Here is a 24,815-nt window from a genome sequence, read left to right as displayed (position 1 = left end):
CGCCAGAGCCGTGGTGGAGCAGACCCCACCGGGGTTGGGGTGCCTGCTGGATGGTGGCGCGGCGGACCGCCCGGAATCGTGGTTTCCGGCTGATGACGGGCGATTCGAGGAGGTACGGAATGACAGGCGTGACGCGGCGAAGGGTCCCGCTCCTGCTGGTCACGGCGGTCGGGACGGGGGCGCTGCTCGCTCCCCAGGCCGCCCGCGCGACGCCCCGGGTGGCGGATCCGGTCCCGGCGATCGAGCGCGCGGCCCACCCGCTGCGCTCCACCGATCCGGGCGGCAGCACTCGGGATCTTCGGCCGCTGGGCCGGATGGTGGGCGATGCCTCGGTGGTGGGGCTCGGCGAGGCCACGCACGGCTCGCACGAGTTCTTCACGATGAAGGACCGGGTGTTCCGGTATCTGGTCGAGGAGAAGGGCTTCACCACGTTCGCGCAGGAGGTCAGCTGGACGACGGGGCTGCGCTTCGACGCGTATGTGCGCGGGGGCGATGGCGACGTGCGCGAGCTGGTCCACCAGGAGCTGGCGAAGACGCCCTGGGACACGGAGGAGTACGTCGAGCTGCTGACCTGGATGCGCGCGTACAACGAGAAGCACCCGCACCGGCAGCAGCTGCGGTTCATGGGGAACGACCTCAACTACCCCGAACTGGGCGCCGAGTTGTTCGGCGGCGTTGAGGAGTACGTCCGCGCGCACGAGCCGGAACTGCTGCCCAGGATCAAGGAGTTGTACGCGCCGATCCGCCGCCTCGCGGACGGGGACGCCTACATGGGCAGGCCGCTGGAGGAGCGGCGGAAGCTGGCCGGGCAGGCACGGAAGGCCTTCGGTCTGCTGAAGCAGCGCCAACCCGACCACCCCGGCGGGAAGTTCGCGTGGGCGCTGCAGCACGCCCGGTCGATCTCGCAGACCGCCACGCTCTACGCCTTCGACCTGGAAACCCCCGAGGGTTCGAAGGAGGCCATGCTGCACCGCGACCGCATCATGGCGGACAACACCGCCTGGTGGCAGCGCAGGACGGGCGACAAGGTGCTCCTGTCGGCCCACAACGCCCATGTGGCGTACGAGAGTCATGACCCGCGCTACCCGAAGATGCAGGGCGCCTTCCTGCGCGAGCGGCTCGGCGAGCGGTACGTCAGCCTGGGGTTCACCTTCGACCAGGGGTCGTTCATGGCCCAGGGCCCCGACAACGGCAAGTGGAAGTCCGTCACGGTGGGCCCGGCGACGCGCGGCATGAACGAGCACACGCTCGACAAGGTGCGCCTCGACGACTACTTCGTGGACCTGCGCTCCCTGCCGGACCCGACCCGCGCGTGGCTGAGCAAGGCCCGGGTGACGCGCAGCATCGGCAGCGGATGGCCGGACGGGCCGTACAGGATCCGGCTCGCGCCCTCGCACGACATCCTCATCCACCTCGACCGGGTCACGGCGGCACACCGGCAGTCTCAATGACCGAGACGGCCTGTTCCAGGTATTGACTGTGCCCTACATCCAACGTGAGAGTGCCGGTCGTGCACAGCGAACCGACAGCAGCAGAGAAACAGCAGGTCCAGGCCGCGGAAGACGTCCAGGACAGAGAAGACACGGACGGCAGTCCGGAGAGCCTGCGCCGGGTGGCCGTCGCCTCCTTCATCGGGACGGCCATCGAGTTCTACGACTTCTACATCTATGGCACGGCGGCCGCCCTCGTCCTGAACGACGCGTTCTTCCCGACCCTGGACCCGGTCAACGCCACCCTCGCCTCCTTCTCCACGTACGCGGTGGCGTTCGCGGCGCGGCCCATCGGGTCCGTGGTCTTCGGGCACTTCGGCGACCGGGTGGGACGCAAGTCGGTGCTTGTGGCCTCGCTGCTGCTCATGGGGCTCTCGACGGCGCTAGTCGGACTCCTGCCCGGATACGACACGTTGGGCATCTGGGCGCCGGTCCTGCTGATCCTGTTGCGCTTCCTGCAGGGCATCGGGCTCGGCGGCGAGTGGGGCGGCGCAGCGCTGCTCGCGGTGGAGCACGCGCCGAAGAAGAAGCGCGGGCTCTACGCCGCCTTCCCCCAACTCGGCCCGTCCGTCGGGTTCTTCGCCGCGACGGGGGTCTTCTGGCTGCTGTCCGCCGTGCTCTCCGACGACGCGTTCCGCGGCTGGGGCTGGCGCGTGCCGTTCCTGCTCTCCTTCCTGCTGGTCGGCGTCGGGCTCTTCGTGCGCCTGCGGATCAGCGAGACGCCGGTCTTCGCGAAGGTCATGGACGCCCAGGAGGCGAGCAAGGTCCCCGCGCTCGACGTGCTGCGCCGCCATCCGCGCGAACTGCTGCTCGGCGCGGGCGGGATGATCGTCGCGTACGGACTCTTCTATACGGCGACGACCTACTGCCTGGCGTACGCCACCGGCACGCTGGGCGTCTCCCGCGACACGATGCTCGGCCTCTCGCTGGTCGCCTGTCTCTTCCTCGCGGCCGGCACCTGGCTCGCCGCGACCCGCTCGGACGGGGCGGGACGCCGCAAGCTGATCCTGGCGGGGGCGGGGCTCGCGGTGGTGTGGGGTCTGGTGCTCTTCCCGCTCCTGGACACCGAGCAGCCGGTGCTCATGGCGCTCGGTGTCGGCGGCGCGCTGTTCTGCATGGGCGTGGTCTACGGCCCGATGGGCGCCTATCTGCCGGAGCTGTTCGGCGCGAACGTGCGCTACTCGGGCGCCTCGCTCGCCTACAACCTGGGCGGCGTCCTGGGCGGCGCGGTCTCCCCGCTGGTCGCGACACGGCTGCAGTCGGCGTTCGGCTCCTCGTCCGTCGGCTGGTACGTGAGCGCCATGGCGGTTGTGTCCCTGCTGTGTGTGCTCGCCCTGCCGGAAACCCGTGAACGGGACCTTGCATAACCGAGTAAATGCAATATGAAGCACGCGCGCAAGATGAATTCTCCACACGTCTAGACCACATACTCCGGTCATATACGGAATGGACAATTCAGCGACTGAGCCACCACCGCTCATTCTCCTTGGCGAGCGCGTCGCAGAGCAGGTTCAAGGGATGCCCCGAATCGTAGGAATCGCGGTCGCCGCGCCGCGTGAACACACCCACGAGCACCTCCGTCCGCGGTCCCACGTCGCCGATGACGTCGAGCCGCCGCAGCCCCCCGGCCTCCGGGAGGCTGCCGCTCTCGGCGGCCTCGGCGATGCCCCGCGTGACCAGCATCGCCCCGCTGACCACGCCCGATCGCAGCAGCTCGAAGCCGTAGTGCGCGGCCTCTATCTCGGCGGCGATGGACAGCTCCTTGCGGTAGTCGGCGCCGTACCAGGAGGTCAGGAAGCGGCCGATCAGACCGCCGGCCGACACCACGAGCGGCAGCTTGGGCAGTTCGCTCGCGCCGACCGAAGACCCCGGAAGGCGGTCGTCGGGCAGGTTCGTGAGCAGCGAGAGTCCGCTGCGCCGCCACTCGATGACCTCGTAGGGATCGAGCTCGGCCTCCTCGCCCTCGATGACCACGACACTGCCGCAGACCAGGTCGAGTTCCTTGCTCCGCAGCTTGGCGAAGAGGTCCCCGGTGCGGACATGGGTGACCTTCAGATCGACGCCGCGGCGTTCGTAGGCGTCGCTCACCCGCTCCACCGCGTCCAGGAGAAACCCCAGCGTGTAGCGGGTGGAGCCGACCGACAGGGTGCGCCCGAGGCGGCGGCGCGCGTCGTGCAGACCCTCGGTCCACTGGCCGAGCGTGCGCCTTGCCAGGTCGACGAGGGTCTCGCCGGTGGGGGTGAACAGGACGTCCTTGCCGCGCCCCCGCTTCAGGACGAGGGCTTCGCCGCACAGCGCTCCGAAGGTGCGGTTCATCGTGTCCAGCTGCTTCTGCACGCTGGACTGCTCGCGCCCCAGCTGCCGGGCGGCGGCGAGCGCCGTGCCCGTCTCGTGCACGGCGAGCAGCGTACGTAATTGATCCATCGTGGTGTCCAGCAGCTCCGTGGGGTACTGCTGCGGACCGGATAAGGCCATGCTCGGCGACTCGCTCTCCGACTCCTTTGTGTTTTATGGCATTGCAGCATAGCCGCCGTAGAAACTGATCCGGAGAACACCCTAAATTATCTGGCGATTTCTTCCAGAAAAAGCTGGATGCGTTCCCGGTACCCGTGGAATGGTCGAGCCAATCCCGCTCGACCAATCATCTCTGAGGAGACTTACGCTCGTGAGCCATTACCAGGCCGCACCCGCGCACCACGGTCCCCACCCCGCGGGCCCTGCGAGCCACTCGGGCCGCGCGGTCAGGCGACCCGGCACCCTCACCGCTCTGGTGTGGACCACGGTCCTCTCCGCGGTCGCCGCGATCATCGGCGCCGCCCTCGTCTTCGCCGGCGGCGAGGACATGGCCGAGGAGAACATCAACGACGTCATCCAGGACCACCCGGACGTCGTCGGACTGCCCTCGGGGACCTCAGCGGCGGACATCAAGGCCCTCTCGGGTCCCATCTGGGACGAGATGATCAGCGACCGCGCGGGCACCCTGTCCGCCCGTGCCGGCTTCGCGATATTCACCGCGGTCTGCCTGCTGATCTTCGCGCTCGCCGCCCGCAAGAAGGCCGCCGTCTGGGCCCGCGTCCTCATCACGATCTGGGCCGTGATCGCCCTGTTCCCGCACCTCCTGATCCTCGGCGACTACGAGCCCGACTCGGTCCTGTGGACGAGCCGCGTGGCGGTGTTCGCGGCCATCGCGGCGATCGTTCTGTGCTGGCTGCCGCCCGTCAACCGCTTCGCACGGGCGCAGAAGGCCACCGGCTAGCCGACGGCCGGTGACCGCGTGGGGCAGGTGCCGTCCGGGGGACGGCACCTGCCCCACGCGTGCGACCCACCGTGCAGGACCTCTGGTCAGAGCCGCGGGGCCGCAGGACGATGCCCGCGTGGAGCCCTACTGGGAACTGACCTTCGACGCCGACGGGGATGCCGACACCGCGCAGCGCGACCGCCTCATCGCCGGGGTGGCCCGCGAGCGCGTCACCGATCTGCTCGTCCTCGCGCACGGCTGGAACAACGACCAGGACATGGCGACCGACCTCTACCGGCGGTTCTTCGCCCCCTGCCAAGGCCTCGCGGGCACGGGCGTACGCCTGGGATACGTGGGCGTGATCTGGCCCGCGATCCGCTTCCCCGACGAGCCGATCCCCGACTTCGAGCGCTCCGCCGCGGCCGCCGCGGGCGCGGGTGCGGGGCCCCTGCTCGACGAGCCGACCCGGCGGCTGCTCGCCGCGACGTTCCCCGGCCATGACGACGAACTGGAGCGCATCGGCGCCCTGTTGGCCGAGCGCTCCGGGGTCGCGTCCCGCCTCTACGAGTACGGCCGCCACGTACGCGATCTCGTCTCCGTGCACGAGAACAGCCCCGCGCGGCGCTTCGCCGACGACATCTGGAGCGGCGAGCCGGCCATGCTGACCGACGACGCCGTCGAGGTGTGCGAGCTGTTCGCCGCCGCGATGGAGGGCACGGGGCAGCAGGAACTCTTCGGGAGTCTGCGCAAGCGGCTCTGGAACGGGGCGCACGAACTCCTGCGCCAGGCCAGCTACTACGCGATGAAGCGCCGGGCGGGCACGGTGGGCCAGCTGGGCCTCGGCCCCACGGTCGGGCTGCTGGTCGGCGACGCGCCCGCGCTGCGGGTGCATCTCATCGGGCACAGCTTCGGCGCGCGGCTCGTGTCGTACGCGCTGCGCGGAATGCCGGAGTCGGTGCGCGGCGTGAAGTCGACGACGCTGCTCCAAGGCGCCTTCTCGCACTACGCGTTCTCCGGCCGGCTGCCGCACGACCCGCGCCGGGCCGGTGCGCTGCACGGCGTACAGCGCCGCATCGACGGCCCGCTAGTGTCCTGCTACTCACGCCACGACGACGCCCTGGGCAAGATCTATCCGCTCGCCTCGAAGATCGCGGGGGACTCCTCGACCTTCCTGGGCCTGTGGGAGCGCTGGGGCGCCATCGGCTACAACGGGATCCGCGCGGTCGACGGCGCCAAGCGCATCAAGCTGGGCCGGGCCATCCCCGCCAAGGGGTGCGTGAGCGTGGACGCGGCGGCGGTGGTGCGGCGCGGCGGTCCGCCCGCCGGCGCGCACAGCGACATCTGCCATGAGGAACTGGCGCGCGTCGTGTTCGCCGCGGGACGGATCGCCCTTGCCTGACCTCCCCACATAGCTTCAGCTCACCGTCGCCTTATGTCTGCCATCGAAAATCGGATGGAAGTCGAGGGAGCCGAATCGCGTGTCGATACGTCTACTCGGCAACGTCCGAGAACGTGCGACGGAGGTGCAGGGCGATGGCCGGATTCCGGAGTCTCGCGAGACAGGTGCGTGATCCGCAGAGCGATCTGGCGCTGCGGCGGTACTCGCTGCGCAAGTGCCTGGAGAGGTTCGCCCCTTATGGCCACCGGGCGACCTGGGACCATCTGTGCTCCCGGGCGGGCTTCGGGCCCGAGGACCGGTCGCCCGACCCGGCGCGGCTCGTGGCGGCGCTCGACGAACTGGAGGCGGCGCGGGCGGTCTGGCTCGCCTACGAAGAGGGCTTCGCGGAGCGCCGCCGCAAGGAGAAGCACGACGGTCTGCGCCGGCCGGGCAGTGTGGACGACTGGCACCGGTGCACGTGGGGCGGCTGCGGCGTCGCCTGGTGCGACGACCCCGGCATCCATCCCTCCGAGCCGCTCGCCGAGGTGCTCCACCGGCTGATAGCGGCGCTCGAACGGGACCCCGGCACGGTCTGCCCGGTGTGTGTGCGGCCCGAACTCGTCTGGAAGCACGGCCTGGCGCACGAGCCGTCCTCGGGCCCGGTCTGCACGAACTGCGGGATCGTGGTGCCGATTCCGGTGCTCACGCCCGCGACGACGGCACGGGCGCGAACGAGGCGGGAACGGCCACTGGTCTCCGCCTGATCAGAACCATCAGAACCGTTTCAGCCTGATCAGAAGGTGTTCAGGGGGTCATGACGTCCGTCTGGACGGCCAGCTTGAACTCGGCGAGCACGAGCGGCGCGGCGATCTTCACGTCGCCGGCGCCGCGCGCCGACACCTTCAGGCCGACCGGCGTCTGCGGATGCACGAACATCTGCCAGCTGTACGTCCGGTACTGCCCGCCCCGGGTGGGCACCCAGTCGGTGGTGGCCGTCGAGTCGTACCCCGTCGCGCCGCCGAGCGGATCACGTACGTAGCGCGTCCGGTACTCCGTACACCGGTCGTCCGCTCCCCAGAAGATCATCGCGGACAGGGTGCCCCAGCCGTCGTGACTGGGCCAGATGAGCCCGGAGCGGGCATCCGGGAACCGGGACGGGCTGGTGGTGTGCCCCTTGCCGGGGTCGTGCATGTGCCACGGGTCGTACGACTCCTCGGCGTCGTCGTACGGAAACCGCACGAGGTGGTAGCCGTCGCTGTCGTACGTGATCTTCTGTGGCCCTGTCCTCGCGGCTTCCCACTTCAACGAGCAGACGGCGATTCCCATCGGCCCTCCCCCTGTGTGTTGTCCTGTGGTGATGCAGCTCTGTGTGAACGGCGCCCGCGGGGCGGGCGATGGTGCGGTGATCCCGGTGTCGCCCGGGGCGATGGCCGAGTCCGTGGCGCGGGCCGTCGCGGCCGGTGCGCGGGATGTCCATGTACACCCCAAGTCCCCTTGTGGACAAGACACGTTGGCGCCGAGCGCGGTTGCGGCCACGCTCGACGCGGTACGTGCGGCGGCCTCCGTCCCTATAGGGGTGACCACCGGCGCGTGGGCCGAAACGGATCCCGGCCGGCGGGTGGCGCTGATCCGCGCCTGGACGGTGCTCCCCGACCACGCGTCGGTCAACTGGCACGAGCCGGGCGCGGAAGCGGTGGCCCAGGCGCTGCTCGACCGGGGCGTGGGCGTCGAGGCGGGCCTGTGGTCCGGCACGGACGGCGCGCGGCGGTTCGCCGCATCCCCGCTCGGCCCGCGCGTCCTGCGGGTCCTCGCCGAGGTGACGGACCCCGACCCCGGGACGGCCCCGGAGTCGGCCCGCGCGCTGCTCGCCGCGATCGGCCCCGCGCACGGCCGCCCCGTCCTGCTGCACGGCGAGGAGGGCGGGGCGTGGCCGGTCCTCCGTGTGGCGGGGCGGCTCGGCCTCGCGACCCGCGTCGGCCTGGAGGACACCCTGTTCCTGCCGGACGGGCAACGGGCGGCGTCGAACGCTCAGTTGGTCTCGGCGGCGCTCGCGGAGCTGTCGGCGGCGTCCCAGTAGGGGTGGGCCCAGCGGTCGTCGTAGGGCAGGGCGAGGAGCTCGATCCGGGTGACCAGGTCCGGGTCGGCGCCGGCCGCGCGCAGCCGGGGCGGCGCGTGCCCGGCCAGCCACAGCTGCACCTCGCGGACGGGCTCGTCGCGGTCGAACCAGTACCACCACGGCACGACGCCGCCCGCGTCGTCGCCCAGCAGATCCTGCTCCCACGCCTCACAGGCGTGCGCGAGCTCCTGGTCGCCGGGCCCGCCGACGGGCTCGTCGGCCCACCGCGCGAGCAGCGGAGTGACGGTCCCGCCCAGGTCGGCGCAGTAGGCGAAGACGTCCGTGATGTCGTACGGAGAGCTGTCCCGGCGCAGGAAGTCATCCCACCAGGCGTCGATGAACTCCCGGACAGCGGCAGCCTGCGGCCCCGGCCACCCGGGCCAGCCGGAGCGGCCGAGACCGCAGGACGCGTAGCCGATCCCTTCGAAGGAACCCGCGGCGAGCCACGTGCAGAACTGCGGCAGGAGGCGGCGGATCACGGCCGGGTGGTCGTCGAAGTGGTCGGGCACCTCGTGCAGGAACGAGCACAGGAGATCATCCGGGAGCGGCACGTCCGGCCGGTGCAGGAGAGCGATGTCCTGCTCCCCGTAGCAGTAGGTGCAGCCGGTCTCGCCCGGTGCGGCGGTCAGACCGCCGAAGAGGTCATGGATGCGGTCGAGCGCATCGGCGAGGCGGGGCGTGACGGTCATGGCGGGGTTCCTGACGGGACTCCGGAGCGCGGCGGGCAGATGTGCCGCCGTCGTCCGAAGAGCGTGACGCTATCAGGGCGATATTCGGTCGTTCCATCGCTTTGTCGTCGGGAGAGTTGGGGTCGATGACAGTTCAGCCGCGCCCGCCCGAGGTGCGCGAACCCTAGGAGCCCGTTCCCATGTCGACGCTGCGCGTCACCGCCGAAGTGCTGACCATCCATGAGCATCCCAACGCCGACGCCCTCGAACTGGCCCAGGTGGGCCTGTACCGGGCCGTGGTCGCCAAGGGCGCCTACCGCACCGGCGAGAGCGCCCTCTACATCCCCGAACAGTCCGTGCTTCCGGTCGAGTTGATCGAGGAGCTGGGTCTGACGGGGCGGCTCGCGGGCGGCAAGTCGGACCGGGTGAAGGCGGTACGGCTGCGGGGCGAGCTGTCGCAGGGCATCGTGTGCCGGCCCCGTGCGCTCGCGGATGTCGACCTGGCGGCCGCCGCGGCGGACGGCACGGACTTCGCGGAGCGGCTCGGCGTCGTCAAATGGGTGCCGCCGGTGCCGCCCACGATGAACGGCGAGGTGGAGGCCGCGCCGGATCTGCTGCCGTGGGTCGACATCGAGAACGTCCAGCGCTACCCGGACATCTTCGAGCCCGGCGAGCCGGTGGTCCTCACGGAGAAGCTGCACGGTTCGGCCTGCCTCCTGACGTATGTGGCGGACGACGGCCTGGTGCATGTCTCGTCGAAGGGCTTCGGCTCCAAGTCCCTCGCCCTGAAGGAGGATCCGCGCAATCTGTACTGGCGCGCGGTGCACGCCCACGGGGTGGCGACAGCGGCGGCCGCACTGGCCGAGCGGCTCGGCGCACGCCGGATCGGCGTCTACGGCGAGGTGTTCGGCGCGGGTGTGCAGGACCTGACGTACGGCGCGGACGGCCGCCGGGACACGATCGGTTACGCGGCCTTCGACGTCTGCGCGGACATCGACGGCGCGCTGCGCTGGCTGGACCCGGCGACGGTGCTCGGTGGTGAACTGCCGCTGGTGCCACGGCTGTACGAGGGTCCGTACGACACGGATGTGGTGCTCGCGACCGCCTCGGGGCGCGAGACGGTGTCGGGGCGCGAGCTGCATCTGCGGGAGGGCCTGGTGATCCGGCCCGCGGTCGAGCGGTACAGCGCGGTGACGGGCGGGCGTGCGATCGCCAAGGCGGTCAGTGCCGCTTATCTGACGCGGAAGGGCGGTACGGAGTTCGAGTAGGTGCGGTAATCGGGTGAGTGGGCGGGAAAAGCTTGTTCGTCAGCTGAGACTCCCGTCCACCACCTGGACATGGTCCGCGATCCCCACCACAAGGACCCGGGTCCCCTCCTCCAACGGCCGCCACCTGTGCGGCAGTTCCGCCGCGCAGTACAGGGTGTCACCCCGCTCGAGGCGGTAGACGGAGCCCGCCGCCTCCACCTCGGCCGAGCCGTCGGCGACGTACAGAACCTCGTCGTTGCGGTGGCGGAACTCGCGGCCCCAGCCGTGGTCACCGGTGAACTCCAGGGCGTGCAGCCGCTGGTGACCGCGGACCAGAGGGCGCATCCGGGCCTCGCGCGCACCCTCACCCTCGCTCACGGCGACCGAGTCGCCCCGCACCACGTCGACCGGGCGCGGCGCCTGCGCCGCGGCGAGCAGCTGGACGGCCGTGGTGTCGAGGGCGTCGGCGATGCGCTGCAGGGATCCCATGCTGGGCCGGGAGCGACCGTTCTCCACCTGGCTGAGGAAGGGTGCCGACACCCCCGCCCGCGCCGCCACTTCGGCCAGGGTCAGGTCCAGGGCGCGGCGCAGCCTGCGGATCCCGGGTCCTACCTGCGGGGTCTCCGCGTCGTCAGTCCTACCCATATCGCGAAGCCTATCTCTTGGGTTAACGTCTTCCGCACCACTTAAGAAACTTAAGTAGACGAGAGGACGGACCCACCATGGCCCGCGTGGACCAGAATCAGCGCCGCCGCCGCGGCACCGGCCTGATGGCCCTGGACGAGGACGCCAGTTACGGCGGCTACACCCTCTTCGCGCCGCTCACCGGCGACGGCGAGGTCTATCTGATCGACACCCGCGGCGAGATCGCCCACCAGTGGAATCTGCCGCACCGCCCCGGCCGGCACGCGCGGATCCTGCCGAACGGGAACCTCGCGTACAACGGCGTACTCCCCGACGAGCCCGCGCTCTTCCCGATGTGGCACAAGTACCGCGGCGGGATCATGCAGGAGATAGCCCCGGACGGCACGGTCCTGCGCGAGCACCGCGACCCGCTCCAGCACCACGACGCGCACCACTACGGCGACGGACGGCTGCTCTACACCGCCCTGGAGCCGCTGACCGGTTCCGACGCGGCCGCCGTGCGCGGCGGTGTGCCAGGCTCCGAGGCCGACGGCACCACGGTGTGGGCGGACACGATCGTCGAGGTGGACGCGGACGGGAACAGGACGTGGGAGTGGAAGGTCTCCGAGCACCTCGGCCGCGAGGACTTCCCGCTCCACCCGGACTACGCCCGTGAGCACTACCCGCTGATCAACAGCGTCCTGCCGACGAGCGACGGCAACATCCTCGCCAGCTTCCGCTCGGTCTCCGCCGTCGTCGTCATCTCCCGCGAGACCGGCGAGATCATCTGGCGTTCCGAGCCCGGCGTCGTCTCCCAGCAGCACTGCCCCACCGAGCTGGGAGACGGCAACTTCCTCGTCTTCGACAACGGCGTCTTCCGGCCGCACTGGGACGTGCCGTTCAGCCGCGTCATCGAGATCGAGCGGGCGAGCGGCAAGGTCGTCTGGGAGTACCACGACCCGGCCCGCGAGTCGTTCTTCGCGCCCTTCATGGGCAGCGCGCAACGGCTGCCGAACGGCAACACCCTGGTCACCGACTCCCCCGCGGGCCGCCTCTTCGAGATCACCGAGGACGGCTATCTCTGCTGGGAGTACGTCGTGCCGTACTTCGGCGGCTACCAGGAGGAGGAGGTACGCAAGCTCTTCCCCTCCGAACCCAACGCCGTCTTCCGCGCCTACCGTTACGCGGCGTCCGAACTGCCCTGGCTGACCTCGGCGCACGACTCAGCGAAGGGCTGACCCGGTGGCCGCCGCCGTCGACGAACGCCTGCCGCTGCCACGCCTCGCCCCGCTCGCCGTCCAGCATCTGCTTGCCGGCGTCGCGGCCCCCGTCTCCTCGGTGATCCTGATCGGCACGACGCTGCGGCTCGACGCCGGGCAGACCGCCTCGCTGCTCAGCGCCACCCTGGTGCTGTGCGGGGTCGGCGCACTGCTCCAGTCCCTGGGCGTGCGGGCGCTGCGCGTCGGCGCGCGGCTGCCGTTCCTGATGCTGCCGGGCGGCGCCGCGGTGGCGATCTTCCTGCAGATCGCGCAGGAGTACGGGCCCGCGACGGCCTCGGGGTCCGTGCTGCTCGCCGCGGCCTTCCTGATCTGCGTACTGCCGTTCTACGGACGGGTGGTGCGGCTGTTCCCGCCGCTGGTGATGGGCACGACGGTCGTCCTGATCGGCATCAACATGATCAAGGTGACGGCGCCGATGGTGGCGTCGGACCCAGGACCCGGCTTCGCCACGCTCGGCGTCATCGCCGCCCTCTTCCTCGTCCTGCGCGGCGTATGGCGGCAGATGGCGGTGCTCTTCGGACTCGCGGGCGGCACCGTCGTCGCGCTGCTGCTCGGCACCGACATCCATCTCGCGTCCGGCGCCGCGTTCGCGCTGCCGGAGCCGTTCCCTTACGGCGCCCCGCACTTCGACCTGCTCGCCGCGATCCCGCTCCTCGTCTTCGCGCTCGCCTCGCTCGCCGAGGCCACCGGGCAGACCGTGCTCAACAGCGAGGCGGTCGGCCGCACCCCGGACGCGGGCCGCGACGTGCCGCGCATCGCCCGCGCCGACGCCCTGGTCTCGCTGGGCTCCGGCGTCTTCGGTACGTCGCTGATGGTGACCAGCGCCGAGAACATCGGCATCGTCCAACTGACCCGCGTACGCAGCCGGTTCGTGACGGCGGGCGCGGGTGTGCTGCTCGTCGTGTGCGGTCTGTTCACACCGCTGACCCGGCTGCTCGCCGCGATCCCCGAGCCCGTGGTCGGCGCCGCGGGTCTGGTGATCTACGCGGTGATCGCGGTCCTCGGCTTCAGCATGCTCTCCCGGGTCGACCTGACGCACGGCACCGGCAGCGTGGTCGTCGCGCTCGCCCTGGTCGCGGGACTGCTCCCGGTCATGGCCCCCGAGATGTACTCGGGCCTGCCGTCCTGGGCGCACACCGTCCTCGGCAGCGGGGTGGCCGCGGGGGCGCTGGCGGCGGTGCTGCTCAGCGCCGTCTTCCGCAGGCTGGGGCCGGGCGAACCGCCCGAGGTCACTTCCGCGTCTGCCGCTCCACCAGCAGACGGGAGCCGGTGAGGCGGTCGCCGAAGACGTCGTCCGGGTTGGAGAGCACACACGTCTCCAGGGAGAGACAGCCGCAGCCGATGCAGTCCGTGAGGTGATCGCGCAGGCGGCCCAACTGCTTGATGCGCTCGTCCAGTTCCGAGCGCCAGGTCTCCGAGAGGCGCGCCCAGTCCTCGCGGGTGGGGGTGCGCTCCTCGGGGAGCGAGTCGAGCGCGTCACGGATGGTGGCGAGCGGGATGCCGACGCGCTGCGCGGCCCGTACGAAGGCGACGCGGCGCAGCGCGTCACGGTGGTACCTGCGCTGGTTGCCCGAGGTGCGGCGGCTGCTGATCAGGCCCTTGGACTCGTAGAAGTGCAGGGCGGACACGGCGGCGCCGCTGCGGGCCGACAGCTGGCCGACCGAGAGCTCGTGGATCTTCTCTGGGATCTGGGGCACCCCTCAGACCCTAATGGCTGATCCGTTGACACACACCGACGCACCCAGCATGCTGAGCAAGCGCTTAGTTCGAATTCTTTGAGGAGGCCAGGGACATGGCAGAGCCGAGGATCTTCGCGTCGGCCGACGACCTGCGTGCCGGAGTCGGCGAGCAGCTCGGGCACAGCGATTGGCTGGAGGTCGACCAGAAGCGGATCGACCAGTTCGCCGACGCCACGGGCGACCACCAGTGGATCCACGTGGACGCGGAGAAGGCGGCCAAGGGCCCCTTCAAGACGACCATCGCGCACGGCTATCTGACGCTGTCGCTGCTGCCGAGCCTGGTGCCGCAGGTGATGCGCGTCGAGGGCATGAAGATGGGCGTCAACTACGGCACCAACAAGGTCCGCTTCCCCTCCCCCGTACCCTCGGGCTCCCGGGTGCGGGCGACCGCGGTCCTCAAGGAGGTCGAGGGGACCAAGGACGGCGGTGTGCAGGTGACGGCGACGGTCACCGTCGAGCGCGAGGGCGCCGACAAGCCCGCGTGCGTCGCGGAGTCGGTGTCCCGCTACTACTTCTGAGACCCGCAAGGGTACGTCTGAGACCCGCCCGGGTCAGGGCTTGCGGGCCCCCACCATCCGCAGCACGAGGTCGGCGTAGAGCGCGCCGACCTCGTCGGGCGTCCGGTGCCCCGCGACGTTGAACCAGCGCGCCACGTCGATGCAGAGCGAGAGCACGGCGAGCGTGGTGCCCGGCACGTCGGGGACGTCGAACTCCCCCGCCCGCACCCCGTCGTTGATCATGTCCCGCACCGCCGCGTCCGACTGCCGGCGCAGCGCGACGATCTCCGTGCGGTGCTCGTCGCCGAGCGCGTCCAGTTCGTACTGGACCACCCGCGCGGTGGTGTGGTGGGCGGCGTGCCAGCGGACGAAGGACCGCACGGCCGCGGCGAGCCGCTCCGCCGCGCCGCCGGGGCCGTCGGCGGCGGTCCGCAGGATCGCGAGGGCCTTGTCGTGGCCGATCCTGCTGATCCGGTGGAGCAGCTCTTCCTTGGTCTTGTAGTGGATGTAGAGCGCCGCGGGACTCATGCCCGCGCGGCCCGCGATGTCCCGGGTCGTCGTCGCGTGGTACCCACGCTCGGCGAAGGCCTCGACGGCGGCGACGAGCAGTCGCCGTGCCGCGTCAGGCGTGACCTCGCCCCATGGCTGGTCCGCTGCCTCGACCTCGGTCTCCTCCGCCGCGCTCATGCCCACTCCTTCCGCCGGTCGGAAGGGACACCATACCCCTGGTGGTGAGCAAGCGCTTAGGCCACCGGCTTGTACGGGTCATGATCGGCAAGCATCTTCTCCAGGCGGGCCTGGTCCACGCGGCTGACGATCTGGTCGGCCTCCTGCCGGTCCCTGACGACCTTGGCGAGCGTGAACGCGGACGTCGTCAGGTACAGCACGGAGACGGCGAGGAAGGCGCGGATCCAGCCGCTGACGTCGAGGCTGTAGATGCCGCCGGCCGTCGCGGCGAGCGCCACGGCGAACGAGGCGACCGCCTGGCCGAAGTAGGCGGTGGTGTTCTGCTGCTTGACCGGTGTCTCACTCATGCCCCAGAGCCTGGCCCGGGATCACCGCCGCCACATCCGCTCTCGTACTCAACTCCGGTACTCAGTACGCCCGCCGGGCCCCGCGGCCTCAGAACGCCGAGACCCCCGTCAGCGCCCGCCCGATGACCAGCTTCTGGATCTGGCTCGTGCCTTCGTAGAGCGTCATCACGCGGGCGTCGCGCAGCAGCTTGCCCGCCGGGTACTCGTCGATGTAGCCGTAGCCGCCGAAGACCTGCAGCGCGTTGTTGGCTGCGCGGACGGCGGCCTCCGACGCGAACAGCTTCGCCTTGGAGGACTCCGTGGTGAACGGCTGCCCCCGGTCGATGAGGTCGGCGACCCGCCAGGTGAGCAGCCGGGCCGCGTCCACGTCGACCGCGATGTCGGTGATCAGCTCCTGGACCAGCTGGTGGTGGGCGATGGTCCTGCCGAACTGCTCGCGCTCGGTCGCGTACGTCACCGCCGCGTCCAGGGCGGCCTGGGCGATGCCCACACAGCCCGCGGCGACCGACATCCGCCCCTTGGCGAGCGCCGACATGGCGACCGAGAAGCCCTTGCCCTCGGGCCCCATCATGGCCGACGCCGGGACCCGGACGTCCTCAAGGACCAGCTCGGCGGTGGCCTGGCCGCGCAGGCCGAGCTTGCCGTGGATGGTGCGGCGGCTCAGGCCTGGGGTGTCGGTGGGCAGGAGAAAAGCGGAGACGCCCTTGTGTCCGGGGGCGTCGGTCGACCGCGCGAAGAGCAGCACGACATCGGCCCAGGTGCCGTTCGTGATGAACATCTTGGAGCCGTTGATGACGTAGGAGTCGCCGTCACGCACGGCCTTGGTCGAGAGGTTCCCCGCGTCGGACCCGGTGCCCGGCTCGGTGAGCCCGAAGCAGGCGACGAGCTCCCCGGAGGTGAGCCCCGGCAGCCACCGCCGCTTCTGCTCCTCGTCGCCCCAGTACGCGATGGTCTTGGCGACAAGGCCCAGCGAGACCGACACGATGCCGCGCACGGAGGAGTCGCCGCGGCCCAGCTCCTCGGTCACCAGGCAGTACGCGAGGTGGTCGCCACCCGAGCCGCCGTACTCCTCGTCGACGGTCAGACCCAGGAAGCCGACCTCGCCGAGCTTCTTCACGATCGACCGGTCCACGCTCTCGGCGCGGTCCCACTCCACGACGTGCGGGGCGATCTCGCGCTCGACGAAGTCCCTGGCGAGCCGCTTGACGGCGATCTGCTCCTCGCTGAGCTCCAGATTCATCGAGAACACCCCACTTTTCCCGGTTCTCCCGGATTTAAATTAGCAGTGCTAGTTTCTGTCGGCAGCCCTACTATGTGCCGCATGGCCCGACCGCGCAAGCCCCTCCTCAGCCGAGATCGCATCGTCGAAGCGGCGCGCGCGCTCGTTGACGCCGAGGGACTCACGGCCGTGTCGACGCGCCGGCTCGCCGCCGAGCTCGGAGTGAGCGGGCCCTCCCTCTACAACCACTTCCGCACCAAGGACGAGATCCTGGAGGCGGTCGCCGACTCGGTCAGCGCCCAGGTCGACCTGTCGATGTTCGACACCGCCGACGAGCGCGACTGGCGCACGGCCCTGCACGACTGGGCGGTGTCCTACCGGGCGGCGCTCACCCGGCACCCGAACATCGTCCCGGTGCTCGCCCACGGTCCTGGCCGCCGCCCGGCCGGACTGCGCCTCGCGGACGCGGTCTTCGGCGCGATGGTCGACGCGGGCTGGCCCGCGGCGCAGGCGACGTCCATCGGCGCGCTGCTGCGGTACTTCGTCATGGGCTCGGCGCTCGGCTCGTTCGCCGGGGGCTTCGTGGACGACGAGGCGGCGTACGACCCGGCCGACTATCCGCACCTCGGCCAGGCCCACCTGCTCGCCGACCGCCAGCAGCAGATCGACGAGCGGGCCTTCGAGACCGGTCTGCGGGCCCTGCTCGACGGTCTCGCCCTGCAGTACGAGCAGGTGGCGACGCCCGCCGCCTGACCGGGGCGCGGGGCTCACGGCACACCAAGGCGCCATACCGCCCGACAAGTGCGTAGATGTAAAGTGCATCCGCCTTGCCGGGCGAAACATGGACGTAACACGGGAGTGAGTCGTGCGGCCCTCAACGGATGCCAGGCGCCCGCCTCTTGGGGTGCTCCCCTTCGCCGCCCAGGTCCTGCGCGGCCACGCGCAGGTCACCTTCCTGCCCAGCGCGGCCGCAGGCGCCGTCTTCTGCGTCGCGCTGTTCGCCGCGGGCTGGGAGTACGGGCTCTACGGCCTTGCGGGCACGGCGGTCGGCACCGCCACCGCGCGAGCGCTCGGGGCGCCGCGCGAAGGCGTATCCACCGGCCTCGAAGGCTTCAACGCCTGCCTCACCGCGCTGTGTTTCGCCGTGTTCCTCGGCGCGGAGCACCTGTCCACGGCCGGGCTCGCGCTTGCGGGGTGCGTGGTCGTCACGGTCGTGACGGCGGCCATGACGCAGCTGCTCGGCGTCTGGCGGCTTCCGCCCCTGACCATGCCGTACTGCCTGCTGGCCGGCGCGATGACGCTCGCGGCGCCCGGCTTCGAGCGGGTGGGGCACCACGCGAACGGCCCCGCCGCACTCCCACGGGAGGCAACGGGCCCCACCACTCTCCAACTCACCGACCTGACCAAGGCCTTCTTCGCCGACTTCGCCCAGATCTTCTTCATGCCGCAGTGGTACGTCGGCGCTCTCCTGCTCCTCGGCCTCTTCGTCGCGAGCCGCCGCGCGGGCGCCGTTGCGTGCCTGGGCAGCCTCGTCGGCATCGGCTCGGCGTGGGCGCTCGGGGCGCCCGCCGCACGGATCGCCGACGGCTCGATGGGATACAACTCGGTGCTCGTCGCCCTCGCGTTGTGCGGCACCTTCCTGCCGGTCCGGGGGGCGACTCTGGCGTACGCGCTCGTGGGCGCGGCCACCGCGACCGCCGTCGGCCCCGCGCTCTCCGCACTCCTCGCACCGTCCGGCGGGCACGCCTTCACCTGGCCGTTCATCCTGACGACGCTCGTCTTCCTCGCGGCGGCCCCCTCCTTCCCCCGATTGCGTACGACGATTCCGGCGCCGTCGGGGCGGACGGCGCCGGAATCGGCCGCGACCGGGGGCGTCAGCGGGAACTCGCCCGCCCCGCAAGCACCTTGATCGAGACGAGGGCGATCACCGCGAGCCCGATGATGTAGGCCGATACGGCCATCGACGTGCCCGTCGCCTCAAGGAGCAGCACCATGACGAACGGCGCGAGCCCGCCGCCGAACACCGCCGCGATCTGGTAGCCGAGCGAGGCTCCCGTGTACCGCATCTCGGCCGTGAAAAGCTCCGCGAAGAGCGCGGCCTGCGGCCCGTACATGATGCTCAGGAAGCAGCTGGTGACGAACGTCCCGACGGCCAGCCACAGCAGCGATCCGGTGTCGATGAGCAGGAACATCGGCACCGCCCAGACCGCGAGCCCCGCCGCGCCGATGGCGTAGATCCGCAGTCGCCCGATGCGGTCGGAGAGCGCCGCTGAGGCCGGGATCAGGGCGAGTTGGGTGAGGCTGACGCAGAGCGAGACGGTGAGGACCGCACTGCGCTTCATGTCGAGTTCGCGGGTCGTGTAGTCGAGGACGCCGGTGATGATGATGTAGAAGGTCGCCGTGTTCACCGCGAAGGAGCCGCCGGCCAGGAAGACGGTGCCGAGGTGGTGGCGGAGGATGGTGCGCAGCGGAGAACTCTTGCTGCCCCCGTCGCCCTTCTCACCCTGCTCCTTCTTCTCCTTCTCGGCCAGCGCCTTCTCCGCCTCGCGGAACTCGGGGGTCTCCTCCACGCGGGTGTGGATGTACCAGGCGAGCACGAGGACGAGGATCCCGACCATGAACGGCACCCGCCAGCCCCACGCCTCGAAGGCGCTCTCGCTGGTGGCGGCACCGGCGACCAGGAAGACGGTGTTGGCGGTCACCACACCGATGGGGACGCCCAGTTGGACCAGGCTGCCGTAGAGGCCGCGCTTGCCCTCCGGGGCGTACTCGGTGGCCATCAGCATCGCGCCGCCCCACTGCGCGCCGACCGCGATGCCCTGCAGGACGCGGAGGGTGACGAGCAGGATCGGAGCGGCGATGCCGACGGTCTCGTACGTCGGCAGCAGACCGATGCCGGTGGTCGAAACGCCCATCAGCGTCAGCGCGAGGACCAGCATGGGCTTGCGGCCCCGCTTGTCCCCGAGCTGGCCCGCGATGACGCCGCCGATGGGGCGGGCGAGGAAGCCGACGGCGAAGGTCGCGAAGGCGGCGAGGACTCCCGCGGAGGAGCTGCCCGCGGGGAAGTAGAGGTCGCCGAGGACGAGGGCGGCGGCTATCCCGAAGACGAAGTAGTCGTACCACTCGACAGCGGAGGCGAGGGCGGCGGCGGTGGCGACCTTGCGGCGGTGGGGATCCGCCGGGTCCTGGGACTTCTGGGTGGGAGCGGAGAGGGGGGCTGCGGAGGTCGGTGCGGGGTCCATGCGGGTGCACACTCCGGTGGTTCCGGGGACGGGACGGGGGGTGGCGCCGTGATTGCAGGGAACGTACCGACCGGTGGGTATGTGGTCAACGGTTCGGACAGTTTCTTGCCCCTGGGCAGCGAACGGTGCGTCTGAGGCCCCGCAGCGCATCCCGTCCGGCGCCTTCGCCGTCGTCGGCCGCGCCGCCGTACCGCCGCTTCGCGGCGATCTTTCCCGCCCACCCGCCCGATTACCCGGAGTTGCCCGCCCACCCCGTCAGTAGGTCTTCGAGCCCGGCCGCAGGTATTTCAGCCCGTCCGGCGTTTGAGGACGAACTCGCCGAAGGCGGTGATCTGCGGCCACCTCGCGGCCGGCGGAGCCGGAAGAGATTCGGGTAGGGGCGGGGTTGGGGAGAGGAAACCGCTTGGCCCCCGCCTAGAACACCACCAGCGCCCTGCCGCCCTTCCCCGCGACCATGTTCTCGAACGCCGCCGGGATGCCGTCCAGGGCGATCCGGTCGGTCACCAGGACCCCCAGGTCAAGGCGCCCCGCCCGGACATGCTCCGCCAGGACCGGCAGGTCCACCGCCGGGTCCGAGTTCCCGTACACGCAGCCCGAAAGCGTCCGCCCCCAGTGGAAGAGTTCCAGGGCGTTGAAGGTGACCTGCTGGTCCTTGCCGCCGATGCCGACCACCGTCGTCCGCCCGCCGCGCCGCGTCGACTCCCACGCCGCCCGGATCGTCACCGCGCGGCCCACGCACTCCACCGCCACGTCCACACCCTGACCACCGGTCAGCTTGCGGATCGTCTTGGGGGTGGTCTCGGAGGCGACGACGTACTCCGTCGCCCCCGCCGAACGCGCCAACTCCTCCTTCTCCGGCGAGACATCGACCGCGATGATCTGCGAGGCCCCCGCGATCCGCGCCGCCTGGAGCGTGGCGAGGCCCACCCCGCCGACCCCGAAGACGGTCACCGTCTCGCCCTCGCGGACCTTCGCCGAGTGGTGCACCGCGCCGTACCCGGTGAGCACCGCACAGCCGAGGAGGGCCGCGTCGGCGAGCGGGACGCCGTCCGGGACCGGCAGTACGCAGTTGGCGGCGACCACCGTCTCCTCGGCGAACGCCGCGACGTTCAGACCGGGGTGGAGATCGCCGCCGTCCGAGGAGCGGTGGGCGTAGACGTCGGCCGCGCCCGCCAGCGCGTTCACGCACAGCCACACCTCGCCGAGCGAGCAGGCGTGACAACTGCCGCAGGACGGCGCCCAGTTGAGCACCACCCCGTCGCCCGGCGCGACATGGGTGACATCGGCACCCACGGACACCACCGTGCCCGCGCCCTCGTGTCCGAGCACCGCCGGCACCGGGACCCGCATCGTGCCGTCGGTCAGGGACAGGTCGGAGTGACAGACCCCGGCGGCGGCCAGGCGCACCCGCACCTGGCCGGGGCCCGGCTCGGGCAGGTCGATCTCGGCGATCTCCAGAGGGGACCCGACGGCGGGCAGAACAGCGGCGCGGACCACGATGACGTACTCCTCAAAAGGCGCGGAACAGGAAGAGGATCAGGACTCAGGACTCAGAGCTCAGGACTCAGAGCTCAGAACTGGAGGGACTTGGTCTGCAGGTACTCCGTCAGGCCGTGCGGGCCCAGCTCGCGGCCGACCCCCGACTGCTTGTAACCGCCGAACGGCGCCTGAGGGTTGAAGCTGCCGCCGTTGATGTCGACCTGGCCGGTGTCCATGCGGCGGGCGAAGGCGACCGCCTCCGCGTCGTCGGCCGCCCAGACCGCGCCCGCGAGCCCGTACACGGTGCCGTTGGCGATGCGCAAGGCGTCGTCCTCGTCCTCGTACCGGATGATCGAGACGACCGGGCCGAAGATCTCCTCCTGGGCGATGGTCATCTCGGGGGTGACGTCGGCGAAGACGGTGGGCTGGATGAAATAGCCCTGGTCGGCCGTGGATTCGGCGCCGCCGGCCACCACGCGCGCACCCTCCTCCACGCCCTTCTCGATGTAACCCCGAACCCGCGCCTGCTGCTTGGCGTTGACGACGGGGCCGATGCGCGAGCCGTACTTGGCGGCGGCCGCCGCGGCGAGCTCCACGGCCTCGTCGTAGCGCGCGGAGTCCACCAGCATGCGGGTCCACGCGCTGCACGTCTGGCCGGAGTTGGACATGACGTTGGCGACGCCGACGTTCACGGCCTTGGCGAGGTCGGCGCTCGGCAGGATGACGTTCGCGGACTTGCCGCCGAGTTCCAGGGCGACGCGCTTGACCGCGGCGCCCGCGGTCGCGCCGATCTGCTTGCCGACGGCGGTGGAGCCGGTGAAGGAGACGAGGTCGACGCCCTCGTGCTCGGCGAGCGCCTGGCCCGCGACCGGGCCGAGGCCGGTGACGAGGTTGAAGACACCGGCGGGGATGCCCGCCTCGTGCGCGGCCTCGGCGAAGAGCTGGGCGGTGAGCGGGGTGTCCTCGGCGGGCTTGAGGACGACGGTGCAGCCCGCGGCGAGCGCGGGGGCGACCTTGTTGACGATCTGGTGGAGGGGGTAGTTCCAGGGGGTGATCGCGCCGACCACGCCGACCGGTTCGAGGTAGACGGTGGAGTTGCCGATCTTCTCCTCGAAGGAGTACGTCGCGGCGAGATCCGCGTACGAGCCCGCGACCAGGATCGGCACCCCGGCGTGCACCATCTGCGAGAACGGGAGCGGGGCGCCGAGCTCGGCCGTCACGGTCTCGGCGATCTCGTCCTTGCGGGCGACCAGTTGGTCGCGCAGCGCACCGATGAGCGCGGCACGCTCGGCGGGCGGTGTCGTGGACCAGGCGGGGAAGGCGTCGCGGGCGGCGCGCACCGCGGCGTCTACGTCCTGTGCCGTGCCGGCCGGCACCCGGTCGATGACCTGTTCGTCGGCCGGGTTCACGACCTCGATCGTGTCCGTGCCTGCGGCGGGGCGCCAGGCGCCGCCGATGTACATCCCGTCGTGGGCCTTCATCGCATCCTCCTGATAGTCGTCCGCGCACCAAACTAGCGCTGATAGTTTTTCGACACCAGGGGCGCCTGCCCCAAGGGCCCACTTCCCGGCCACGACCCCATCTATACGGTGCCGTACATGCGCTGCTAGCTTGATCTATACGGCAACGTATAGATCTGAGGCCCGCCCATGAGACTCCCCATGTCCGCGCACACCTCACGCCCTTGGCGGATCCACGAGATCGCCGGTGACTTCCGGGTCCACGACGTGTGGGCACTGCCGACACCCGGCGGCCCCGACGATCTCGACCGGCTGGTGCGGCAGTTCACCAACGACCGCCGCGCCCATCTCCAGTCGCCCGTACCGCGCTTCCTCTTCGCGGCGCGCTGGAAACTCGGCGGGCTGCTCGGCCTGGACAGGTCCCGCGACGGCGTCGGCGGGCGGGTGGCGTCACTGCGGGATCGACTGCCCGCCGATCTCCGCGAGGGCACGCGGGGGCCCGACTTCCCCACGGGTCCGTTCACGTCCGTCTACCAGACGCACGACGAGTGGGTCGCCGAGATGGGCAACAAGACGGTGCACGGGCTGATGCACATCGGCTGGGTGCCGGACGGATCCGGCGGCCACCGCGGCCAGATGGCCGTCATCGTGAAGCCCAACGGGCTGCTCGGCTCCGCCTACATGGCCGCCATCGCCCCCTTCCGGTACCTGGGGGTGTACCCGGCGCTGATCCGGTCGATCGGCCGCGAGTGGGAGGCGGATTCGGCCGAGAGGCGCGTCGACTGATCGCCCGCCCCAGGGCGCGGCCAGCCTATGAGGAGGACTCCCTCTTGAATCCTCCCCTCCTTGAAGGGAGGGGATTCCTGGCTCAGGCCGCCTCCTGGAGCAGCGCTCCAGGAGGTCTTCCGCCCTCAGCACCAGCCGGGTTGAGACCTGCCCGGACGAGCATCACGCGTGCGGAGTTCTTGTCCCGGGGGGACTCGGCTCCGCACGCGGTGCAGGTGTAGGTGCGCATCCCCAGCGGCAGTACGTGCTTGGCTCTCGCTCCGCACTGCGCGCAGTCCATCGTGGTGTACGCGGGGTGGACGAGGCGGATGTCCCGCCCGTGCTTGCGGCCCATCTCGATCAGTGCGGCCTTGGTGGCGCCGATGGCGGCGTCAGCGGCCTTGCGGGCCATCGTGGTCTTGGCGAGGAACTTCGGACGGAAGTCCTCGACAGCGACGGCATCGTGGTCGCGGACAACCTTCTTGGCCCACTTGCGGCCGCTGTCCGCACGCTGCCGGGCCACCTTCTTGTGCGCCTTGGCCCGCAGCTTCTTCGCCTCGCGGTAGCCCTTCGATCCGGGCCGGCCCTTCTTCGGTTTGCGGCGGGCCATCATCCGGTCGTACCGGGTCAGCTTCTCCTTGGCCTTGTTGCCGTGCTCGGCGTGCGGCAGGTCGTACGCGTCGGATGTGGTGGTCGCGGTCTCCTTCACGCCCCAGTCGACGCCGAGTGCGCGGCCGGTCTCCGGCAAGGGCTGAACCTGGGCTGGAACGACGAACGAGCAGTACCAGTGCCCCAGGCTGTCCTGATAGACGCGCACCGAGGACGGGTCGGCGGGCAGCTCCCGCGACCACACCACCGCCACGGCGATGCCGCCCGCCAAGTGCAGACGGCCGTCCTTCAACCGGAAACCAGGCCGGGTGTAGTTGAGGGTCGGCAGTGCCTCACGCTTGGTCCTCCACTTCGGCATCCCAGCCCGGCGTGCCACCGGCAGCCGCTCCTTGACGTCCCTGTGCGCCTTGGCGCGGCATCGGCCGAAATCGCGGATGATCTGCTGCTGGGCAACCGACGAACCCGCGCGCAGCCACGGCGTACGGGCGCGGGCCTCGGTCAGCATCCTATGGAGCTGAGCTGGGCCGCACGTGGCCTTCTGGCCGGTGGCCGCGTTGTGCAGGTGTACGGCCTTGGACTTGGCGACGCATTCGTTCCACACCCACCGGCATCGGTCCCACTCCGCCGCCAACGCGGTGCGGGCGGTGGACGACACGCGTAGCCGGTAGGTGTACCGGGCATGCCCGGCCTCCGCGGCCTCCCTCACCTGCGCCATCTCGCCCCCTCACAG

General features: G+C 70.8%; 25 protein-coding genes. 13 read left to right on the top strand and 12 right to left on the bottom strand.

Going from position 1 to position 24,815, the window contains the following annotated elements:
• Positions 1–119 precede the first annotated feature (119 nt).
• Positions 120–1,451 carry an erythromycin esterase family protein gene (locus tag OG453_RS17190; RefSeq protein WP_266868762.1) on the top strand — a complete coding sequence of 444 codons (1,332 nt, stop codon included), beginning with the start codon at positions 120–122 and terminating at the stop codon, positions 1,449–1,451.
• 152 nt (positions 1,452–1,603) lie between these two features.
• Positions 1,604–2,857, top strand: a complete 1,254-nt coding sequence (locus tag OG453_RS17185) for an MFS transporter (protein ID WP_266869904.1) — start codon at positions 1,604–1,606, stop codon at positions 2,855–2,857.
• Positions 2,858–2,945: 88 nt separating this feature from the next.
• Here the strand turns inward: OG453_RS17185 and OG453_RS17180 are convergent, their stop codons facing one another.
• Positions 2,946–3,965, bottom strand: coding sequence for a LysR family transcriptional regulator (locus OG453_RS17180; protein ID WP_266868761.1), 1,020 nt, complete (start codon positions 3,963–3,965; stop codon positions 2,946–2,948).
• 190 nt (positions 3,966–4,155) lie between these two features.
• On the opposite strand from OG453_RS17180, the gene OG453_RS17175 reads away from it, so the two are divergent.
• From OG453_RS17175 to OG453_RS17165, 3 genes are all read left to right on the top strand, one after another.
• Positions 4,156–4,746: a hypothetical protein gene (locus OG453_RS17175; protein WP_266868760.1), complete on the top strand. Its 591-nt coding sequence runs from the start codon at positions 4,156–4,158 to the stop codon at positions 4,744–4,746.
• Positions 4,747–4,864: 118 nt separating this feature from the next.
• Complete coding sequence (locus tag OG453_RS17170; RefSeq protein WP_266868759.1) at positions 4,865–6,127, top strand: serine-threonine protein kinase; 1,263 nt, start codon at positions 4,865–4,867, stop codon at positions 6,125–6,127.
• Between the two features lie 134 nt (positions 6,128–6,261).
• The gene (locus OG453_RS17165) at positions 6,262–6,870 is read left to right on the top strand and encodes a hypothetical protein (protein ID WP_266868758.1); all 609 of its coding nucleotides are present in this window, start codon (positions 6,262–6,264) and stop codon (positions 6,868–6,870) included.
• A 40-nt stretch (positions 6,871–6,910) separates the two neighbouring features.
• Here OG453_RS17165 and OG453_RS17160 read toward each other — a convergent pair whose 3' ends face one another.
• Positions 6,911–7,432 carry a hypothetical protein gene (locus tag OG453_RS17160; RefSeq protein ID WP_266868757.1) on the bottom strand — a complete coding sequence of 174 codons (522 nt, stop codon included), beginning with the start codon at positions 7,430–7,432 and terminating at the stop codon, positions 6,911–6,913.
• 28 nt (positions 7,433–7,460) lie between these two features.
• Here OG453_RS17160 and OG453_RS17155 point away from each other — a divergent pair, with 28 nt between their 5' ends.
• Positions 7,461–8,183 carry a 3-keto-5-aminohexanoate cleavage protein gene (locus tag OG453_RS17155; protein ID WP_266868756.1) on the top strand — a complete coding sequence of 241 codons (723 nt, stop codon included), beginning with the start codon at positions 7,461–7,463 and terminating at the stop codon, positions 8,181–8,183.
• Here OG453_RS17155 and OG453_RS17150 read toward each other — a convergent pair.
• Entirely contained in the window at positions 8,135–8,911 is a 777-nt protein-coding gene (locus tag OG453_RS17150; protein ID WP_266868755.1) for a hypothetical protein, read from the bottom strand. The genes OG453_RS17155 and OG453_RS17150 overlap by 49 nt on opposite strands.
• Positions 8,912–9,090: 179 nt before the next feature.
• On the opposite strand from OG453_RS17150, the gene OG453_RS17145 reads away from it, so the two are divergent.
• Positions 9,091–10,158, top strand: a complete 1,068-nt coding sequence (locus OG453_RS17145; RefSeq protein ID WP_266868754.1) for an RNA ligase (ATP) — start codon at positions 9,091–9,093, stop codon at positions 10,156–10,158.
• 39 nt (positions 10,159–10,197) lie between these two features.
• On the opposite strand, the gene OG453_RS17140 is transcribed toward OG453_RS17145, so the two are convergent.
• Complete coding sequence (locus OG453_RS17140; RefSeq protein ID WP_266868753.1) at positions 10,198–10,782, bottom strand: helix-turn-helix domain-containing protein; 585 nt, start codon at positions 10,780–10,782, stop codon at positions 10,198–10,200.
• A gap of 77 nt (positions 10,783–10,859) precedes the next feature.
• Here OG453_RS17140 and OG453_RS17135 point away from each other — a divergent pair, with 77 nt between their 5' ends.
• Together OG453_RS17135 and OG453_RS17130 are read left to right on the top strand one after the other, a co-directional pair.
• The gene (locus tag OG453_RS17135) at positions 10,860–11,999 is read left to right on the top strand and encodes an aryl-sulfate sulfotransferase (RefSeq protein WP_266868751.1); all 1,140 of its coding nucleotides are present in this window, start codon (positions 10,860–10,862) and stop codon (positions 11,997–11,999) included.
• Between the two features lie 4 nt (positions 12,000–12,003).
• On the top strand, positions 12,004–13,314 hold the full coding sequence (locus tag OG453_RS17130) for a uracil-xanthine permease family protein (RefSeq protein ID WP_266868750.1): 1,311 nt from the start codon (positions 12,004–12,006) through the stop codon (positions 13,312–13,314).
• Here the strand turns inward: OG453_RS17130 and soxR are convergent.
• Positions 13,271–13,738, bottom strand: coding sequence for a redox-sensitive transcriptional activator SoxR (gene soxR / locus OG453_RS17125; protein ID WP_266868749.1), 468 nt, complete (start codon positions 13,736–13,738; stop codon positions 13,271–13,273). The genes OG453_RS17130 and soxR overlap by 44 nt on opposite strands.
• A gap of 95 nt (positions 13,739–13,833) precedes the next feature.
• Between soxR and OG453_RS17120 the strand changes: the two genes are divergently transcribed.
• Positions 13,834–14,298 (top strand): MaoC family dehydratase, encoded by a 465-nt coding sequence (locus OG453_RS17120; RefSeq protein ID WP_266868748.1) that lies wholly within the window; start codon positions 13,834–13,836, stop codon positions 14,296–14,298.
• 33 nt (positions 14,299–14,331) lie between these two features.
• Here OG453_RS17120 and OG453_RS17115 read toward each other — a convergent pair whose 3' ends face one another.
• The 3 genes from OG453_RS17115 to OG453_RS17105 all read right to left on the bottom strand — a co-directional run bounded on the left by OG453_RS17115 (position 14,332) and on the right by OG453_RS17105 (position 16,551).
• Positions 14,332–14,964, bottom strand: coding sequence for a TetR/AcrR family transcriptional regulator (locus tag OG453_RS17115; RefSeq protein ID WP_266868747.1), 633 nt, complete (start codon positions 14,962–14,964; stop codon positions 14,332–14,334).
• A 56-nt stretch (positions 14,965–15,020) separates the two neighbouring features.
• Entirely contained in the window at positions 15,021–15,311 is a 291-nt protein-coding gene (locus OG453_RS17110) for a YiaA/YiaB family inner membrane protein (RefSeq protein ID WP_266868746.1), read from the bottom strand.
• Positions 15,312–15,399: 88 nt separating this feature from the next.
• Positions 15,400–16,551, bottom strand: a complete 1,152-nt coding sequence (locus tag OG453_RS17105) for an acyl-CoA dehydrogenase family protein (RefSeq protein WP_266868745.1) — start codon at positions 16,549–16,551, stop codon at positions 15,400–15,402.
• 72 nt (positions 16,552–16,623) lie between these two features.
• Between OG453_RS17105 and OG453_RS17100 the strand changes: the two genes are divergently transcribed.
• The gene (locus OG453_RS17100; RefSeq protein ID WP_266868744.1) at positions 16,624–17,283 is read left to right on the top strand and encodes a TetR/AcrR family transcriptional regulator; all 660 of its coding nucleotides are present in this window, start codon (positions 16,624–16,626) and stop codon (positions 17,281–17,283) included.
• Between the two features lie 112 nt (positions 17,284–17,395).
• Entirely contained in the window at positions 17,396–18,439 is a 1,044-nt protein-coding gene (locus tag OG453_RS17095; protein WP_266868743.1) for an urea transporter, read from the top strand.
• Here the strand turns inward: OG453_RS17095 and OG453_RS17090 are convergent.
• From OG453_RS17090 to OG453_RS17080, 3 genes are all read right to left on the bottom strand, one after another.
• The gene (locus OG453_RS17090) at positions 18,405–19,772 is read right to left on the bottom strand and encodes an MFS transporter (RefSeq protein ID WP_266868742.1); all 1,368 of its coding nucleotides are present in this window, start codon (positions 19,770–19,772) and stop codon (positions 18,405–18,407) included. The genes OG453_RS17095 and OG453_RS17090 overlap by 35 nt on opposite strands.
• A gap of 414 nt (positions 19,773–20,186) precedes the next feature.
• On the bottom strand, positions 20,187–21,269 hold the full coding sequence (locus OG453_RS17085; RefSeq protein WP_266868741.1) for a Zn-dependent alcohol dehydrogenase: 1,083 nt from the start codon (positions 21,267–21,269) through the stop codon (positions 20,187–20,189).
• A gap of 74 nt (positions 21,270–21,343) precedes the next feature.
• Entirely contained in the window at positions 21,344–22,732 is a 1,389-nt protein-coding gene (locus OG453_RS17080) for an aldehyde dehydrogenase family protein (protein ID WP_266868740.1), read from the bottom strand.
• Positions 22,733–22,900: 168 nt separating this feature from the next.
• On the opposite strand from OG453_RS17080, the gene OG453_RS17075 reads away from it, so the two are divergent.
• The gene (locus OG453_RS17075; protein ID WP_266868739.1) at positions 22,901–23,497 is read left to right on the top strand and encodes a DUF2867 domain-containing protein; all 597 of its coding nucleotides are present in this window, start codon (positions 22,901–22,903) and stop codon (positions 23,495–23,497) included.
• Between the two features lie 82 nt (positions 23,498–23,579).
• Here OG453_RS17075 and OG453_RS17070 read toward each other — a convergent pair whose 3' ends face one another.
• A complete protein-coding gene (locus tag OG453_RS17070) occupies positions 23,580–24,800 on the bottom strand; it encodes a transposase (RefSeq protein ID WP_266868737.1) in 1,221 nt (406 codons plus the stop codon).
• Between the last annotated feature and the right edge of the window lie 15 nt (positions 24,801–24,815).

Origin of the sequence: Streptomyces sp. NBC_01381, assembly GCF_026340305.1 — a bacterium.
Taxonomy (GTDB): Bacteria; Actinomycetota; Actinomycetes; order Streptomycetales; family Streptomycetaceae; genus Streptomyces.
Note: the sequence above shows the minus strand (reverse complement) of the source record. Positions and strands in the feature narration are given on the sequence as shown.